The organism is Ruegeria sp. H6 (assembly GCF_056532975.1).
This window is the reverse complement of sequence record NZ_JBQFOA010000018.1, coordinates 40,053-55,954: the sequence shown is the minus strand read 5'-3', so window position 1 is coordinate 55,954 and position 15,902 is coordinate 40,053. Positions and strand designations below refer to the sequence as shown.

Genomic DNA, 15,902 nt, shown 5'->3' with positions numbered 1-15,902 from the left:
TTGAGGAAGCTTCTGAACAGAAATATCAGGGGGGTCACTTTTGGACGCCGATTACCCCAATACAGGGGTCAATTTTGCATGCCGTTTCACAGTTCAAGATCGCCGCGCAACGCAAAGCAGGCCGCCAGATCGGCCAACATGTCTGGATAATTCGGATTGGCCCGCAAGGCTTTATCAGCCGCGTCTTCAAAGCTTTCGAACTCTCCACGATGAAAATGGGTCAAAAACAATGCGTGCTGGCCGGTTGCGTTCAGCGGATCCAGAGCGACCGACCGCTGTGCGGCCTCCAGCGCGCGATCAAAGGGCGGGGGGGACTTGCGAAAATTGAACCCGCCGCGCAGTTCGTCGCCGTAGACAATCGCGAGCATCCCCCAGGCGCCGGCATATTCGGGATCAATCTCAACGGCGCGCTCCAGCAGGTCGCGGACCTTCTTGTGTTTTTTAACCGTGGGTTCACGCCAGTATTCGGTGGCCAGCAACCTGCACTGATAGGCATCCAGCGTGTGCGTCTGTGCCCTGCGCTGCACTGCACCTGTTCGATGGATCACTCCGTGGGGTTCCGCGATTTCCGTGGCGATCCGGGCGGCGATATCGTCCTGAATTTCAAATAGGCTGTCCGCGCTCAGGTCGCGGTCATAAGTGTCCGCGGAAACCTGTTGGCCGGTTTCCGCGTCAATAAGCTGGGCGGTGACGCGCAGCTTGTTGTCCCAATGTCGCACGCTGCCTTCGACCAGATATTGGACGTCGAGTTCGCTTCCGACCGCGCGCGGATCGCGGCCGCGGCCGCGAAAGCGAAAGGTGACGTGCCGGGACAGCACGCTCACCTCGCGAAACCGGGCGATGGCCGAGATGATTTCCTCGGTAAACCCATCGGCCAGATATTCCTGCGACGGGTCTCCGCTCAAGTTGTCAAAGGGCATCACGGCCACCGCGACCCGTCCGGTTGGCGCCGGGGGCGTTTCGGCATCGGTCCGGCGTTCGGGGTCAAACGCGATCTCAAAAACCGGGGCGTAGGACCCCTTGGGAATATGTATTCGAACCGGGTCTTCGCGCCCTTCCTGAGCGTAATAGAGATCCAGCCGGCTGCGCATTTTATTGGCCTGAACCCGAACGATCGTGTCGATGGTGGGGTCGAAATCCTCGGGCTTGTCGAAAACGTCAATGCCGATTGCATAGCCTTTCAGCGTCTCGGACCGACCCGCCAGCGCTTCGCCGACAATATGCGACAGAAAGCGGTTCAGGCGCGTGGTATCCGCGAAATGCGGACTGACGAGGACGCGCTTCAACTGTTCCTGAATAGCGCTTGGATCGATGGCATAGCTTACTTCGGCAAGCATGTTTCCCTCCGTCGCTCAACTTTGTCCGATGACGAGCAGCGCCACAAGACAGCGCGACGGTTTAACCGTGACTCACTCGGATGCGGGCCGTGGATCTGCGAGGGTCTGGGCCATGGCGCTCAAAAGAGCCCAGCAAACATATGACCCATGAAAGGACTGAACCATGACAACATTTTCCGAATTCGTACAGAAAGCCAAAGACGACTATACCCGTGTCGAGGACGAGCTGAAATCGTTCGAACAGAAGGTCAAGGACGCGGGCGACGCGACCGACAAGTGGACCCAGGAGCAGGTGACAAAGCTGCAATCCGATCTGCAGGAAGCAAAAGACAAGGTCACTGACCTTGCCGATCGCATCCAGAAAGAAGGCGAAGACGCTGTGACGGACGCGCATGATCAGGCGAAGAACCATTGGGAAGCCTTGCACGCCGCCGTTGCCGCCTATCGCGATCATCTCGACAAGTCGGTCGCCTGACCCTGATCCTGGAGGTCGACATGACTGATTCAGTTAATGAAACCGTGCCGAAACCCGCGCTCATGGAAGAGGTCGCCGGTTGGCAGCCTCGACCGGTCTGGCTGATTGTGCTCGGCGTCGCCATGCTCTGTGTAGGGCTGTGCGCCGTAGCCTTCCCGCTGATGTCCACGCTCGCTGTCGAAGCCTTTGTCGGCGTGGCCCTGCTGGGCGGAGGCATCGTCACAGCGATTCAGGCATTTGCGGAAAAGGCGTGGAAAGGGTTCTTCTGGCTGTTGGCCATCGGTGTTCTGAACGCGCTTGCGGGGCTTGTTCTGTTGCTTGATCCGTTCGGCGGCGTTCTGGCACTGACCCTTGCGCTTGGCGCGGTTTTTCTGGCCGAAGGTGTGTTGCGGATCGTAATTGCCATTCGGTCGCGTCAGGAGCGGCCCATGGCGCTGATGATTGCGTCCGGCGCGATGGCCATCCTGCTTGGCGGCCTGATCCTGACCGGTATCGTCAATGGCGCGTCCCTTGTTCTGCTGGGGGTTCTTGCCGGCCTGAACCTGATTTTCGCCGGTGTGTCCCTGATGTATTTGGGGCTGTCGCAGCGGCCCTCGGCGCATGGGGGTCCACAAGCTTAAGCGTGTCCTGGCAGACCCGGAATGGCAGGGGCATCTGATGCTCCTGCTTTCCGTTTTCACAGCGCCGCTATTTTCCTTGCCAGGTGCTTGCTGCCCGAGTGTCTTCAAACAGCCAGACCATGCGGTCCAGAAACCACAGCTTCCCACCCATAACCAGCAGCAACCCCAGAAGCGTCGGCCAGAATTGAAGCTGCCAAAGCCCCCAGACCAAGGGGCCGATTCCGACCGCGCTGACTGCGGCCAGAATAAGAGGCATCCGGCGGTGCCTTGCAGGGATCGGCGATTTCGCGCGCGCAAGCCAGATCCGTTCCCCAAGTACACCTTTGGACATCCAGTTTTCCGGATTGCCCGTTTTGCGGAAGGCGCGGGGGTTCCACCATGTCCAGAATACAACAACAACGACCGGAACAAGGCACCACCAGCCCAGCCAAACCCGGCTCCAGACGGCCAGAACGAACAGGGGCGGGATGCTCAGGCGGCTCCAGCCGCTCCACGGGTTGGTGTGCCGGTCCCAGACGTCGTCGGACATCGTCATGAGCTGTTCCAGAATGCTGCGATCGGTCATCGAACCCTCTTCCGAAGCTGGATCGCAATTATGGCCGTTTCTGCCCGTGTCGGCCAGAGCGGCAGGCAACGCGCGCAGCCCTGGCCAAAGGCATCAAAGACCGGAGATATCCACATACACCCGGTAATCCGCGATCCTGTCCTCGCGAAAGTTGAACCGTGCAGCAAAGCGCACGTCGTGCGTGCTTTGGTCCTTGCGCGTATAGTGAACGGTGCCGTCGCAGAACGCAGTATCGCCGCTGGACCAGATGCCGGTGATGGTATGTTGCATACCCTGGATCGTGGCAAAGAACCCTGCGTTCGCGGCTTGCACGGCTGTGCGCCCGTCAATCTGTTCGAAATTGCCAAGCTGGAACTGCACGTCTTCGGTGACATGCTCGACAACGCCGGCTTCGTCCAGCGCGTCAACAGCGGTGTAAAGGGATGCGATCCGGGGCGCGTGGGCCGCTGTGGTGGGGGCAGTGATTTGCATGTTTTGGTTTCCTTTTCTGTTTGAAAGTTATCGGTGGGTCTAAGTCTGGTTGGCCTGTGACCGTCGGTGCAGGACCGGCGGGAGTTTCAGGTGACCGTTGGTGACGGCTAGCCCAAGGAACAGGATTGCGAGGGACCCCAGCAGCCCAAGGCCAAGAGGTTCCCGAAAGACAATTGCCCCGATTGCGATGCCGGAAAGCGTGGCAAAATAGCCGACCTGGGCGAACCCAACGCCATCCGTGCGCCGCTGTACTTCGAAGGTCAGCGCATAGCTGAGCGCAGTGATGGATCCGATGCCGAAGATTGCGCCAAGCAGGGCAGGGGGCACCGAGACGTCGCTGATTGTGGTGCCGCGTCCCAGTATCAGGGCGGAAATCAGCAACAGCTGTGACAGAAGCGTTCCGGTCGCCAGCCCCAACGGATCGCCGCCGGGCGGGTAGGCATAGCTGCGAAAGACGTTGCCGTAGGCCAGAAACAAGGGCCCCAAAAGCGACAGGGCAATCCACGCCGGCTCAACACCCGACAGGTCAAACCCACCCATGGTGGCAAGGCTGACCCCGGCAAGGCCGATCAGAATACCAACCAGGCGGTGCAACGGCAGCATCCTGCGCGCGATCAGTGCCGTTATCGCAAAGGTAAACAGCGGTGACAGCGTGACGAGGGCGGAATAGAACCCAAGGCTCACATGCTCCAGCACCAGAAACCCGATCACAGCGGGGCCGCTGACACCGAAAACTCCGGCGCCGACATAATAGGGAATGTGCCGCGCGTTGAGCGCCACGCGCTTCTGCGACAGCAAACACAACGCCAACAGCGCGATGCTGGCCAGCAAAACCTGCCAGAACAAAGCGGTCAGAGCTGATATTCCTGCCATCGAGACGAATTTGGACAAAGTGAAACTGACCCCCACCAGGACACCGATGGCGATGATCAGCGCGGATACAGGGGATCTTCTGACAATATCAGGCATCACGCGGCCCCCATTTCCGGCACATCGGTTAAGCGCAGAGAAGCCGGGCCGATCGGGATAATTCCGCTGGGGTTGATGTGCCGATGGCTGAGGAAGTAGTGCTGACGGATATGGGCCATGTCCACAGTGTCAGCCACGCCCGGCAACCGCATGATGTCGGCCAGATAGCGGGACAGGGCAACATAGTCGCTGATGCGTTTGTAGTCGGTCTTGAAGTGGGTCACATAGACCGGGTCAAACCGCAGAAGTGTCGGAAACAGCTTCAGGTCAACCTCTGTCAGCACGTCTCCGGCTAGGAACCGGCGTTGGCCAAGCGTTTCTTCAATCGCGTCGAGGCAGGCAAAGAGCGCCGTTACGGCCTCGCCATACGCGATCTGGCTGGTTGCAAACCCGGCGCGATAGACGCCTTCGCGGATCGGTGACTGAATTTGTTCGGCGATCCGGTCGATTTCGTCGCAAAGATGGGACGGGCGAAGATCGGGTCCCGCGGTATCGGGAAACGCCGTCTGAAGCATGCGCATGATCTCGGCCGATTCGGTGCTGACGATCCGGCCTGTATCCGTGTCCAGTAGCACAGGCACGCTGATCGGACCCGTGTAATCCGGCTTGGCGTGCTGATAGACTTCGTAAAGGAAGCGGGTGCGTTCTACACCGCTTTGATCGTTGAACAGCGTCTGGTCGATGACCCAGCCGTTTTCCGACATGACCGGGTCCATCCATGTGATGCTGATCGCATTGCGTAAGCCTTTCAAAGTTAGAATCAGATCGACGCCATGACACCAGGGGCAGGCTTTGGACAGGTAAAGGTGGTATCGGCCGGGCGTGTTCGGAAACGGGGCGCCTGGTTGCACGCTAATGTGGCTCGTGAATGGGCTTTGCAGGCGGTGAAAACGACCGTCCGAGGCGAGCGGTCTGTCACGCAGAACTCCGTTGATAAGCATCTTGGGCATGGCAGCCTCCGGCGTTAACAGGACATGCAGATACCTATTAGGCTTTCTATTTGATGATAATCGTGTGAATTTGAAACTTATAGGTGAGAATAATTCGCCCAAAGGATCGCAAAACATGACTGAAATTGGCGCTATCCCTGTGTTTGTGGCCGTGGCGGACCATGGCGGTTTCGCAGCCGCCGCCCGGCATCTGGGTCTTACAAAATCAGCGGTCAGCAAGCGGATCGGCGTGCTGGAGGCCCATCTGGGAACGCAGCTCTTTCATCGGTCGACACGGTCCATTTCCCTTACCGAGGCGGGCGAAATCTATCTGGCCCACGCGGCGCAGGCGCTTGACGCAGCGCAGGACGCCGAAGACGCAGTTGCGGCGTTGCAGGGGCAACCGGTTGGATTACTAAGGCTCAGTACACCCATGTCCTTTGGACAACTGCATGTTGCGCCTATGATTGCTGCATTCCTCAGGCAATATCCGGGGATCAGAATTGACCTGACGATGGATGACAAATTTGTCGATCTCGTCGAAGGGGGCATCGACGTGGCCTTACGCGCCGGAACGTTGCCGAACTCGGCCCTGATCGCACGCAAACTCGCCCCGATCCACAGCGTGATTGTCGCTGCGCCGGACTATCTTGCGCAGTCCGGAACGCCAGAAACACCTGAGGATCTTCTGGCGCATTCCTGCCTTCACTACGCCTATTCGCGCGACCCTTCGGAATGGCGCTTAGCCGGGCCCGCGGGTGACATGCGCGTTCAGACATCTGGTGTTCTGCGCGTGAACAACAGTGAAGCCCTGTGCACCGTGCTGCTTGACGGTCTTGGTATCGGCCGCCTGCCGACCTTTATTGCCGGAGCCCACTTGACCAGTGGCCGTCTGGTCAGGGTGCTGCCCGAGTATCGCCTGCCTGAACAGGCGCTGTACGCAGTCTTCCCTGAACGAAAGCACATGCCAGCGAAAGTTCGCGCGTTTTTGGATTTCGTCGTGGAACGCATCGGGCACGACGCACCCTATTGGGATTTGGATGCAGGTCCGCTTTAGGGACAAGGGCCGATGATACTCTAACATTAAACCTGGACCGACCAAGAACACCCAAAGTGCGGGGCAGTCCGGCAATGTCTTCTTCGGGGAATGCTGTAGTGCAGAGTCGGACATTCTTGAACGGCCGGTATGGGCCGCTAACGAAAGCGGCCCATAGTAGTCAGATTTCAATGGCCTCTGCTATGGCAAGTGCATCCTCAAGCTCAACACCGAGATACCGAACGGTACTGTCCATCTTAGTATGCCCAAGCAAGAGTTGTACCGCGCGCAGATTGCCTGTCTTCTTGTAAATTTGAGTGACCTTTGTCCGCCGCATTGAATGCGTGCCATATGCGCTTGCTTCCAAACCAATAGACGTGACCCAATCACGCACGATCCGCGCATACTGGCGCGTTGAAATGTGCAAACGCTCATGGAAACGCCCTGGCCAAAGGTATTCCGACCCAACCATGAGTTCGTCTTCCATCCACTTCTCGACGGACGTCCGAGTTCCTTCAGAAATTTCGAAGCGGACCGGTTTCTGAGTTTTACTTTGCAGCACCGAAGCCCGCTCCTTGATCTGACCAGAGGCCATGATGTCAACGACTTTCATCTTCACCAAGTCACAGCCGCGCAACTTGCTGTCGATGGCCATATTGAAGAGAGCGAGGTCGCGATGGTTCTCTGCAAGCTCCAATCTTACTCGAATTGCCCAGACGTGTTTGGGTTTTAACGGGCGTTTTTGACCGACGATGCGTCCCTTGTTCCAAGCTGGGCGAAGTGCGCGAATGGCAGGTAAGTTTGGTGTATCCATAACTGATCCTCCTTTCCGCCATTCCCGCCCACAACGACAACCCGACGTTGACGAGAGAGGATATCACAGGTTGTCGCGTTGCCGCCGAGGTCGACTGCGAATCCTACCTCCCAAACGCCGCAAAGTGAAACTCTTTTAGGTACGCCAAAACTAGACCTAGGTCGCCGTCAGACGTGCTTATCGCCGCAGATTTCGCAGGGCAAAGTTGCTAACATGTTGTGGGTGCCAGCGTCACAGACGTAGTACATGCACCGAGCACCGAGCATGGCGAACAACGAGAGCAGCCGTGGAACCCAAAAAGAACTCTTTCATCCCAGGTTTATGTGAAGCGAGGACGATACAGTCGATGCCATGTTTGTTGGCGTATTCGGTGATTGCTCGCCCGGCCGATTGGCTCTCGATTAGCACAGAAGAGACCTCGGCTTCGTTTTCCAAGCGCTCGGCTAAGCGCGCCTTTGCTTTTTGGAGAGATTTTTCTGCAATCCCTTCGTCCATATAGTACATTATCTGTCTGTTTGGGGGCTCATGAATATGCGCGGCAGTGATTTTTCCACCTTCGGATACAAGGGCATGTGCCGCCGCAAGTGCGTGTTCACTGATGCCATGCTCCAGAGACAGAGCGACTAGAATATTTTTGTACATTTCAAACCTCCGTATTCAGGTCTTCAGTTATCTGCTGCTAACTCGCCGCTCCTACTTCATCTTCGGGAGGGCGCTCAGGCACCCCAGCCGTAAGATTGGGGTGCGTGCATTTTCGTCTTGGGCTTATTTGCGCTTTCCCGTCGCTACCTGCTGAGCAGGAGGTCCGGCAGGAACAGGGCCAACTCTGGTACAAAAGTTGTCAACATCAGCGTTGGGAGCCAGGCAAAGACTATGAAGATCAAAGTCGGCCATAGCATGCGCGAAACCGGTTCATCACAGACCTGCGCACCAAGATAGAGCAGAGGTGCAGTCGGAGGGGTGATGTTCGCCATACCTAAGTTTACGCCAATCACGGCCGCAAAATGGATAGGATCCATGCCGGTGCTCTGCGCGATGGGCAGTAGGATTGGTGTTGCCAAAAGCAGACCGGAGATATCGTCCATGAGCATTCCGATCAGGATCATCACGACGTTGATCATCAGAAGGATCACAACTGGATTGTCCGAAACGGAATAAACCAGATCTTTGGCCAACTGAGGTGCACCCTGTGAGATCAGGTTGTCCGACACGATCAGAACCATGAAGATCATGACCATGACCACGCCAATCGTAACACCGGAATTCTGGATGGTCTGAGCCAGTGTTTTCCAGGTCAGTCCACGGTAGAAGTAGATCGCGATCGGGATCGAGTAGACCACTGCGATGCCCGCAGCCTCGGTTGGCGTCATTATGCCGCCATAGATTCCGCCCAGAATGATCAGTGGCATCATAAGCGCAGGCCCGGCCAGGCGCGCCTGTACTCCGAATGTCGGCAGAAATGGTTTAGGACGTTCCGTCAGGTTTATGTCGTCATACTTCCGAAGCATGAACTGATTTACGACGATCAAAAGGGTGATCAGGATGATCGCCGGAATGACCGTGGACAAGAAGCACTTCAGTACATGCTGCTGTGCAACCCAACCATAAAGGATGTGCGACGAACTCGGTGGGATCAACAGACCCAAGGGGCTGGCCGCAACGATCAAAGCCGCAGATTGCCCACCCGGATAGTTGGCCTTTTTCAGATGGGGCATCATGATGCCTCCGATACAGGTCAGCGTTGCATTGGCACTACCGGAAATGGAGCCAAACACACCGCAGGCCAACACCCCAGCCGCGCTTAATCCTCCTTTGATATGGCCAATGAACATTTCAGCCAGAGAGACAAGAGGGGCCGCGATTTTACCTTTCTCCATGATGCCTCCGGCGATCATGAAGAGTGGGATCGCCAGAAGTACAAGTGAGCGGATACCTGTAGAGCCGGTGGGCAAGTAGCCGGTGATGGATTGATCTCCGACAAGGGCGATGAAAATCAAAACCGATCCGAATGCTACATAAACGCTGACGCCCAACAGCAGCATAAAGCAGACGATTAGGAGACTTCCTCCGATGATCATTGGGTTTCTCCTTTTTGCATTTCTGATCTCAAGGGAAGCCCGAGCCCCTTGCGGATATGCACGTACAGATATGCCGCCGTGAACGTCGCCATGAGGCCAAAGGCAATCATGATCGCAATCCGCCAGGTCACAAACGGAATGCGTAGCACCGGGGTTGCACGCAGTCGCGGGAATGAGAAGTCATCAAGCAGCGAGACATAGCAGGCGTACATGAGGAATAGGATCACCAGCACCTCGACTGTCAGGACGACAAAGCCGCGCCACCAAATCAACCGAGGGTTTTGGATCACAATGCCAAGAATGTCCGCGTTGATATGCAGGTTGCGGGCAGAAGCCAGAACAGCACCTGCAAAAAAGCCTATGATGCTGATGCCCAGAAGCCATTCTTCATAGGCAAAAAGATCGCCACCAAATCCATACCGGATGACAACAACTGCCCCAAATGTAAAAGCCATCAGGAAACCGGAAAACATAACGATCTGTCTCATGACGAACGCCACTGCTTTCAGCGGATACCCAATAATGACTGGCAACTCGTCAGTGATTTTTTGCGAGCTCTTCTTTTCTGCACTTTCAACGACCAATGGACGTTCAGCTTCTGTACTAGACATCTTTCTCCCTCCCTTTGTTGAGCTAAAGACCAAAAAAGGGCCAACTGATTTGCTGGCCCTTTTCTTTATGTTTATTGCTGTTCTTTAGCTGCCAGCAGGCGGTCGATGATGTCCTGACCGACGTTTTGTGCCATCGCGGGCCAGACCGTTTCCTGAACATGAGCGGCCATCGCAGCCTGTTCTTCGTCGCTCAGGCGCAGGATGGTGTAGCCTTTGTCGAGCAATTTCTGACCGAAGACTTCGTCATTCTCACGGTTGTATGCAAAGAAGTCTTCCGAGGCTTTGGTCATCGCAGCTTGCAGCGCGGCACGCTGTTCGTCGTTCAGTTTGTCGAGTGTCCGCTGCGACGCGTAGAATGTAGTCAGCTCTGAGATCGAGTTGTATTCGACAAAATGGGTGCCAACATCCGACTTGGCGAAGATCGAGTAGGTCGCGGTCTTGGTGCAGCAGATCGCCCCATCGACGATACCGGCCTGAAGTGCGGGAAAGATGTCGCCCCATGCCATGGTTGTTGCCTGGTAACCCAGTTCTTCGACCATCGACTTCACGACGCTGGACGACCAGACACGAATGTTCATGCCCTTGTCGTCAAATGTGTTCCAGTTCTCGGGCTCTTGCGACGAGACAATCCCAATGAAGCCTTCAGGGTTTTGCGCCATCACGCGGACACCGTATTCGTCGGTGATCTCTTGCAGGATGGTGTTGAATTCGGAATCCATGTTGAGCAGGGTATTCTCCATGTCATCCCAACCCCCAAGCAGGAACGGCATGGATAGAAACTCAAGGCGCGGATCCGTGTCGGCATAGATAAACGCCGAGGCCAGATCGATATTGCCACGTGCAACATCTTCGAACAGCGCCTCACCGGAGCCCAACTGGTTTGCCGGGAAAACCTCGACCTTCAGGCCGACATTCGCAGCTGCAACATCCGCTGCGACCTGTTCCATCATCTTCGTGCCCTGATGATCGATCGGGAATACGCCGGCAAAACGCAGAGTCATGTCTTCCGCGAATGCAGCAGTCGACATCAGGGCGCTCAGTGCTCCTGCTGCCATACCTGTGGTAAACTTATTAAAACTCATCGGTTATCTCCTCCTGGTTGACGAGTAACGCCCGCCCAGCGGCGTGCTGGAGCGGGCGTTGATTTGCTGATTTCAGCAAAGTTCCGGGGCGATGAACTCGTATCCAAGGTCATCGGCCACAGCCTTGTACGTCACCTTTCCGTGGGCCACGTTCAGGCCATTCATCAGGTGACGATTGTCTGCAAGCGCCTGCTTCCAGCCATTGTTGGCAATAGCCAGAGCGTGCGGCAGCGTGACGTTGTTCAGTGCGTAGGTCGAAGTTCGGGCGACTGCGCCCGGCATGTTGGCGACGCAGTAATGAACAACATCGTCGACAACATAAGTGGGCTCAGCGTGAGTGGTGGCTTTGGACGTTTCAAAGCAGCCGCCCTGGTCGATCGCCACGTCCACGACGACCGCACCGGGTTTCATTTTCGAAATCAACTCACGTGTGACCAACTTGGGTGCAGCAGCACCCGGGATCAGAACCGCACCCACAACCAGATCGGCGTTGGTGACCTCTTCTTCCAGTGCAGCCTTGGTCGAATAGACAACCTTGGCCGATGCCTCGAAATGGTTCTCCAACTTTTCCAGAACCGCAGGGTTGCGGTCCAGAATGGTGACGTCCGCGTGCAGGCCGACGGCCATCTGGGCCGCGTTGAAGCCAACGACACCACCGCCGATAACCACGACCTTGCCGGGCTTCACGCCGGGCACCCCACCCAGCAAGACACCCAGACCGCCCTTTGCCTTTTCCAAAGCACTTGCACCGGCCTGGATTGACATGCGACCGGCAACCTGGCTCATCGGTTTCAGCAGGGGCAGACCGCCATTGTCATCGGTGACGGTCTCATAAGCGATGCAGACAGCGCCCGAGTCGACCAGATCTTTGGTCTGTTCCGGGTCGGGGGCCAGATGCAAATAGGTATAAAGGATCTGACCTTCACGCAGCATGGCGCGCTCAACGGCCTGAGGTTCCTTCACCTTCACGATCATTTCGGCATTGGCAAAAATATCGGCGGCGGTTTCGGTAATTTCAGCACCCGCTGCGCGATAGGCGTCGTCATCCGCGCCAATGCCAACACCGGCATTGGTTTCTACGACGACGTTGTGGCCGTTGGAGACTAGTTCTGCGACGCTTTCAGGGGTCAGGCCAACACGGTATTCGTGGTTCTTGATTTCCTTGGGAACACCAATGAACATATTTTTCACTCCTTGGAACGGATGATCATTTTGCGGTTGGCATGACGAACTCGGCACCTTCCGAGATGCTTTCGGGCCAGCGCTGCATGATGGATTTCTGCTTGGTGTAGAAACGCACACCCTCTTCGCCATAGGCGTGCATGTCTCCGAACAGGCTCTTCTTCCAGCCGCCAAAGCCGTGCCAGGCCATCGGAACCGGGATCGGAACGTTCACGCCGACCATGCCGACCTGAACCTGCTTGCCAAACTCACGTGCAGCATTGCCGTCGCGGGTGAACAACGACACGCCGTTGCCAAACTCGTGGTCGTTGATCAGTTGCAGGCCTTCGGCAAAGTTCGAGACGCGGACGCAGGACAAGACGGGGCCAAAGATCTCTTCCTTGTAGATCTTCATGTCGGGTGTGACGTTGTCGAACAGACTGCCGCCCAGGAAGAAGCCTTGCTCATGCCCTTCGACGGTATAGTCGCGGCCATCGACCAGCAGGTCAGCACCTTCTGCAACGCCAGAGTCGATGTAGCCCTTGATCCGGTCGCGCGCAGCAGCTGTCACGATCGGACCCATCTCGGCGTCCAGCTCTAGGCCATTCTTGACCTTCAGAGTTTCGGCGCGCTCTTTCAGAACTGGCATGAGTTTTTCGGCAGCATCACCAACCAGCAGAGCAACCGAGATAGCCATGCAGCGTTCGCCTGCCGAGCCAAAGGCTGCGCCGATCAGGGCGTCGGCTGCCTTGTTCATGTCGGCATCGGGCATAACCAGCATGTGGTTCTTTGCGCCACCCAGAGCCTGAACGCGTTTGCCGTGCCGCGCGCCAACTTCATAGATGTAGTTCGCAATCGGGGTCGAACCGACGAAGGACACGGCCTTGACATCGTCGTTCTCCAACAACGCATCCACTGCGACCTTGTCACCTTGTACAACGTTGAACACACCATCGGGGAAACCGGCTTTCTGCATCAGATCCGCGTACAGCAGCGCTGCGGACGGATCGGTCGGCGACGGCTTCAGGATAAAGGTATTGCCTGCGGCGATGGCGATCGGGAACATCCACATCGGCACCATGACCGGGAAGTTGAAGGGAGTGATCCCAGCCACAACGCCCAACGCCTGACGCGTTGTCCAGTTGTCCATTCCGGTGGAGACCTGCTCGGTGTAATCGCCTTTGAGGAGTTGCGGGATACCGCAGGCAAACTCGATGATATCAATACCACGCTCAACTTCGCCTTGGGCGTCGGTGAACACTTTGCCATGCTCAACCGTGATGGCGCGTGCCAGATCGTCCTTATGCTCGCGCACCAGGGCCAGAAAGTTGTTCATAAGGCGGGCGCGGCGGATTGGCGGTGTGTTTGACCACTTCGGGAACGCGGCTTTGGCAGCGGCCACTGCGTCGTCGACAGTCTGGACGTTCGCCAGTGACACCTCGCCGGTTTTCGCACCGGTTGCGGGATTGAAAACCGGCTGAGTATTCTCACCGGATGGAGCAGTGATTTGGCCATTAATGTAGTGGCCGATCAAAGCGATCGGGGATGCATCTTTCATGATGTCAGTCCTTTTTGGGGTTAGAAGTCAGGGGTTATGGCAGATCCGCCAATACCTCTCCAAGTGTCAGACAAAGTTTTGTTATTTCGGGTTCCGAGATGATCAGAGGTGGAGACAAGGCGATGATGTCACCTGTGACACGGATCATTATTCCGGCGTCCCAGGCAAGTTTCATTGCATCATAACCCCGTGCCCCAGGCGCGCCCTCTCGTGGTGCAAGCTCGACCGCGCCCACCAATCCCAGATTGCGGATATCGATGACGTTCGGCAGACCTTTGAGGCTGTGAAGCTGATCCTCCCAGGGCTGCGACAGCAATGCAGCGCGGCGGAACAGATCGTTCTCACTGTAACTCTCCAGCGTTGCCAGCGCGGCGGCGCACGATACAGGGTTGGCGGAATAGGTGTAGCCGTGGAATAGCTCAATCGGCGCATCGGCATTTTCCATAGCCGACTCGTAAATCTTGTCGGATACGATGACCGCACCCATCGGGATGACGCCGTTGGTCAGGCCTTTGGCGGTCGTGATGATGTCTGGCCTTACATCAAAATACTCTGACGCCGTCGCTGCCCCCAAGCGACCGAATGCAGTGATAACCTCGTCGAAGATCAGCAGAATGCCATGGCGGTCGCAGATCTCACGCAGTCGTTTTAGGTATCCTTTCGGCGGCAGGAGAACACCGGTCGAACCGGCCATTGGTTCGACGATCACAGCCGCAATTGTCGAGGCGTCATGTAAAGCAACCAAACGCTCCAGATCGTCTGCCAGCTCTGCCCCGTGTTGTGGGCAACCGCGGGAAAATGCGTTCTTGTCCAGATCATGCGTGTGACGCAGGTGATCAACGCCGGTCAGAAGCGCGCCGAAATGCATGCGGTTCTTGACGATACCGCCAACCGAGATGCCACCAAACCCTGTGCCGTGATAACCACGCTCGCGCCCGATCAAGCGCGTACGCGCCCCATCGCCGCGCATTCGATGGTAATGCAGCGCTATCTTTAGCGCCGTATCGACGGACTCGGAGCCAGAGTTAGTGAAGAATGCGTGGTTCATTCCCTCAGGCATCATCGCGGTCAGCTTTGCTGACAACTCAAACGCCTGAGGGTGGGAGAACTGGAAGTTTGGTGCGTAATCCAGCTCGTGCACCTGTTTCTGTACCGATTCAACGATCAGCGGATCACGGTGACCCGCGTTGACGCACCACAGTCCGGCGGTGCCATCCATGACCTTCCGACCATCAGAACTGGTGTAGTACATCCCCTCGGCTGCTTGGATCATTCGGGGCTCGCGAAGGAAATCACGATTGGCCGAAAACGGCATCCAAAACGATGACATTGTGTTGGGTTGATCGAGCACGTTCATTCCTCGTGAAGAAGATTTTCATTTGATGACAAATCCTTGCAGAGTTCAGACCTTCCGCACATCCGGTTTTATTTTAATCTGTAAGTTATTGAAAAAAATCATTGCACCCCTAGAATGCTTTCGATCCAAAGCAAGAAAGCACCAGAGTAACGGTTTTGTCATCAGATCTCGAAACAGCCCGTCGTCTAAAGTTGATTCGGACGACCAAAGGCCTCAGTCAACGTGAAATGGCCAAACGCGCGGGAGTGGGTAGCGGAACGATTTCTCAAATCGAAAGTGGTTCAACTCAGCCTTCCGTGGCGCTGCTCAAAAAGATCCTTGCTGCAGTAGACGTAAATTTGGGTTTTTTCTTCAGTTTTGAATTGCAAAACGAGGAGACGTTTTTTTACCCGCATGAAAGAATGCGCGACCTTGGATCCCCAGGTGTTTCATATTTGCTTGTCGCAGGAGAACGCCGAGACAGAAAACTCCAGATGCTCATAGAAGAGTACGATGTCGGTGCCGACTCGGGTCGATCTGAACTGTCGCACGAAGGAGAGGAATGTGCGGTTGTGATAGAGGGCCGTCTTGAAGTGACGGTAGATGGGCAGTCCAGGGTTCTGGGCCCCGGGGACGCATACTACTTCTCAAGCATATTGCCACACAGGTTTCGGAATGCCGGCGATACGCCTTGCAAAGTGATCAGCGCCTGCACTCCTTCGTCGTTCTGACTAAATGAAAGAGCTCTCTTGTGAGCGTTTTCAATATTTCGCGGGATAGTCAAATTCGACAACTGACTCAGAATGTAGAAATGAAATCGACATTCACGATCAGGAGCCAATTGTCGCCTTTCTCACGCG

General features: G+C 56.2%; 17 protein-coding genes. 4 read left to right on the top strand and 13 right to left on the bottom strand.

Features of this window, described 5'->3' with window-relative positions; all coding sequences use genetic code 11:
* Window positions 1–86 precede the first annotated feature (86 nt).
* Entirely contained in the window at window positions 87–1,337 is a 1,251-nt protein-coding gene (locus ACR0AG_RS20935; RefSeq protein WP_480842397.1) for a tetratricopeptide repeat protein, read from the bottom strand.
* 163 nt (window positions 1,338–1,500) lie between these two features.
* Between ACR0AG_RS20935 and ACR0AG_RS20930 the strand changes: the two genes are divergently transcribed.
* Complete coding sequence (locus tag ACR0AG_RS20930) at window positions 1,501–1,812, top strand: hypothetical protein (RefSeq protein ID WP_170451072.1); 312 nt, start codon at window positions 1,501–1,503, stop codon at window positions 1,810–1,812.
* A gap of 20 nt (window positions 1,813–1,832) precedes the next feature.
* Window positions 1,833–2,432, top strand: coding sequence for an HdeD family acid-resistance protein (locus tag ACR0AG_RS20925; RefSeq protein ID WP_480842395.1), 600 nt, complete (start codon window positions 1,833–1,835; stop codon window positions 2,430–2,432).
* Between the two features lie 67 nt (window positions 2,433–2,499).
* Here ACR0AG_RS20925 and ACR0AG_RS20920 read toward each other — a convergent pair whose 3' ends face one another.
* From ACR0AG_RS20920 to ACR0AG_RS20905, 4 genes are all read right to left on the bottom strand, one after another.
* Window positions 2,500–2,997: a DUF6653 family protein gene (locus ACR0AG_RS20920; protein WP_170683958.1), complete on the bottom strand. Its 498-nt coding sequence runs from the start codon at window positions 2,995–2,997 to the stop codon at window positions 2,500–2,502.
* 93 nt (window positions 2,998–3,090) lie between these two features.
* Window positions 3,091–3,468, bottom strand: a complete 378-nt coding sequence (locus ACR0AG_RS20915) for a nuclear transport factor 2 family protein (protein ID WP_170511100.1) — start codon at window positions 3,466–3,468, stop codon at window positions 3,091–3,093.
* 39 nt (window positions 3,469–3,507) lie between these two features.
* Window positions 3,508–4,437 carry a DMT family transporter gene (locus ACR0AG_RS20910; protein ID WP_480842392.1) on the bottom strand — a complete coding sequence of 310 codons (930 nt, stop codon included), beginning with the start codon at window positions 4,435–4,437 and terminating at the stop codon, window positions 3,508–3,510.
* The gene (locus ACR0AG_RS20905) at window positions 4,437–5,387 is read right to left on the bottom strand and encodes a glutathione S-transferase family protein (protein ID WP_480842390.1); all 951 of its coding nucleotides are present in this window, start codon (window positions 5,385–5,387) and stop codon (window positions 4,437–4,439) included. The genes ACR0AG_RS20910 and ACR0AG_RS20905 overlap by 1 nt, the downstream gene beginning before the upstream one ends.
* Window positions 5,388–5,502: 115 nt before the next feature.
* Here ACR0AG_RS20905 and ACR0AG_RS20900 point away from each other — a divergent pair, with 115 nt between their 5' ends.
* Window positions 5,503–6,423 (top strand): LysR family transcriptional regulator, encoded by a 921-nt coding sequence (locus ACR0AG_RS20900; protein ID WP_170511090.1) that lies wholly within the window; start codon window positions 5,503–5,505, stop codon window positions 6,421–6,423.
* 160 nt (window positions 6,424–6,583) lie between these two features.
* Here ACR0AG_RS20900 and ACR0AG_RS20895 read toward each other — a convergent pair whose 3' ends face one another.
* The 8 genes from ACR0AG_RS20895 to aptA all read right to left on the bottom strand — a co-directional run bounded on the left by ACR0AG_RS20895 (window position 6,584) and on the right by aptA (window position 15,063).
* Window positions 6,584–7,216 carry a tyrosine-type recombinase/integrase gene (locus ACR0AG_RS20895; RefSeq protein ID WP_170633759.1) on the bottom strand — a complete coding sequence of 211 codons (633 nt, stop codon included), beginning with the start codon at window positions 7,214–7,216 and terminating at the stop codon, window positions 6,584–6,586.
* A gap of 231 nt (window positions 7,217–7,447) precedes the next feature.
* Entirely contained in the window at window positions 7,448–7,858 is a 411-nt protein-coding gene (locus tag ACR0AG_RS20890; protein ID WP_480842388.1) for a universal stress protein, read from the bottom strand.
* A gap of 143 nt (window positions 7,859–8,001) precedes the next feature.
* Window positions 8,002–9,294 (bottom strand): TRAP transporter large permease, encoded by a 1,293-nt coding sequence (locus tag ACR0AG_RS20885; RefSeq protein ID WP_170511078.1) that lies wholly within the window; start codon window positions 9,292–9,294, stop codon window positions 8,002–8,004.
* A complete protein-coding gene (locus tag ACR0AG_RS20880) occupies window positions 9,291–9,905 on the bottom strand; it encodes a TRAP transporter small permease (RefSeq protein WP_480842385.1) in 615 nt (204 codons plus the stop codon). Before ACR0AG_RS20880 ends, ACR0AG_RS20885 begins: the two co-directional genes overlap by 4 nt.
* Before the next feature lie 71 nt (window positions 9,906–9,976).
* Window positions 9,977–10,987: a TRAP transporter substrate-binding protein DctP gene (gene dctP, locus ACR0AG_RS20875; RefSeq protein ID WP_170733112.1), complete on the bottom strand. Its 1,011-nt coding sequence runs from the start codon at window positions 10,985–10,987 to the stop codon at window positions 9,977–9,979.
* A 72-nt stretch (window positions 10,988–11,059) separates the two neighbouring features.
* A complete protein-coding gene (ald, locus tag ACR0AG_RS20870) occupies window positions 11,060–12,169 on the bottom strand; it encodes an alanine dehydrogenase (RefSeq protein WP_480842383.1) in 1,110 nt (369 codons plus the stop codon).
* A gap of 25 nt (window positions 12,170–12,194) precedes the next feature.
* Entirely contained in the window at window positions 12,195–13,706 is a 1,512-nt protein-coding gene (locus ACR0AG_RS20865) for a CoA-acylating methylmalonate-semialdehyde dehydrogenase (protein WP_480842381.1), read from the bottom strand.
* 34 nt (window positions 13,707–13,740) lie between these two features.
* On the bottom strand, window positions 13,741–15,063 hold the full coding sequence (aptA, locus tag ACR0AG_RS20860; protein ID WP_480842379.1) for an omega-aminotransferase AptA: 1,323 nt from the start codon (window positions 15,061–15,063) through the stop codon (window positions 13,741–13,743).
* A 155-nt stretch (window positions 15,064–15,218) separates the two neighbouring features.
* Here aptA and ACR0AG_RS20855 point away from each other — a divergent pair, with 155 nt between their 5' ends.
* A complete protein-coding gene (locus ACR0AG_RS20855; protein WP_480842377.1) occupies window positions 15,219–15,773 on the top strand; it encodes a cupin domain-containing protein in 555 nt (184 codons plus the stop codon).
* Window positions 15,774–15,902 lie beyond the last annotated feature (129 nt).

What these genes read in the sequence shown, in the direction of transcription:
- ACR0AG_RS20885 (WP_170511078.1), bottom strand. Translation starts at nt 9,294, where the DNA reads ATGATCATCGGAGGAAGTCTCCTAATCGTCTGCTTTATGCTGCTGTTG.
- ACR0AG_RS20915 (WP_170511100.1), bottom strand. Translation starts at nt 3,468, where the DNA reads ATGCAAATCACTGCCCCCACCACAGCGGCCCACGCGCCCCGGATCGCA.
- ACR0AG_RS20880 (WP_480842385.1), bottom strand. Translation starts at nt 9,905, where the DNA reads ATGTCTAGTACAGAAGCTGAACGTCCATTGGTCGTTGAAAGTGCAGAA.
- aptA (WP_480842379.1), bottom strand. Translation starts at nt 15,063, where the DNA reads ATGAACGTGCTCGATCAACCCAACACAATGTCATCGTTTTGGATGCCG.
- ACR0AG_RS20890 (WP_480842388.1), bottom strand. Translation starts at nt 7,858, where the DNA reads ATGTACAAAAATATTCTAGTCGCTCTGTCTCTGGAGCATGGCATCAGT.
- ACR0AG_RS20935 (WP_480842397.1), bottom strand. Translation starts at nt 1,337, where the DNA reads ATGCTTGCCGAAGTAAGCTATGCCATCGATCCAAGCGCTATTCAGGAA.
- ACR0AG_RS20905 (WP_480842390.1), bottom strand. Translation starts at nt 5,387, where the DNA reads ATGCCCAAGATGCTTATCAACGGAGTTCTGCGTGACAGACCGCTCGCC.
- dctP (WP_170733112.1), bottom strand. Translation starts at nt 10,987, where the DNA reads ATGAGTTTTAATAAGTTTACCACAGGTATGGCAGCAGGAGCACTGAGC.
- ald (WP_480842383.1), bottom strand. Translation starts at nt 12,169, where the DNA reads ATGTTCATTGGTGTTCCCAAGGAAATCAAGAACCACGAATACCGTGTT.
- ACR0AG_RS20865 (WP_480842381.1), bottom strand. Translation starts at nt 13,706, where the DNA reads ATGAAAGATGCATCCCCGATCGCTTTGATCGGCCACTACATTAATGGC.
- ACR0AG_RS20930 (WP_170451072.1), top strand. Translation starts at nt 1,501, where the DNA reads ATGACAACATTTTCCGAATTCGTACAGAAAGCCAAAGACGACTATACC.
- ACR0AG_RS20910 (WP_480842392.1), bottom strand. Translation starts at nt 4,437, where the DNA reads ATGCCTGATATTGTCAGAAGATCCCCTGTATCCGCGCTGATCATCGCC.
- ACR0AG_RS20900 (WP_170511090.1), top strand. Translation starts at nt 5,503, where the DNA reads ATGACTGAAATTGGCGCTATCCCTGTGTTTGTGGCCGTGGCGGACCAT.
- ACR0AG_RS20895 (WP_170633759.1), bottom strand. Translation starts at nt 7,216, where the DNA reads ATGGATACACCAAACTTACCTGCCATTCGCGCACTTCGCCCAGCTTGG.
- ACR0AG_RS20925 (WP_480842395.1), top strand. Translation starts at nt 1,833, where the DNA reads ATGACTGATTCAGTTAATGAAACCGTGCCGAAACCCGCGCTCATGGAA.
- ACR0AG_RS20920 (WP_170683958.1), bottom strand. Translation starts at nt 2,997, where the DNA reads ATGACCGATCGCAGCATTCTGGAACAGCTCATGACGATGTCCGACGAC.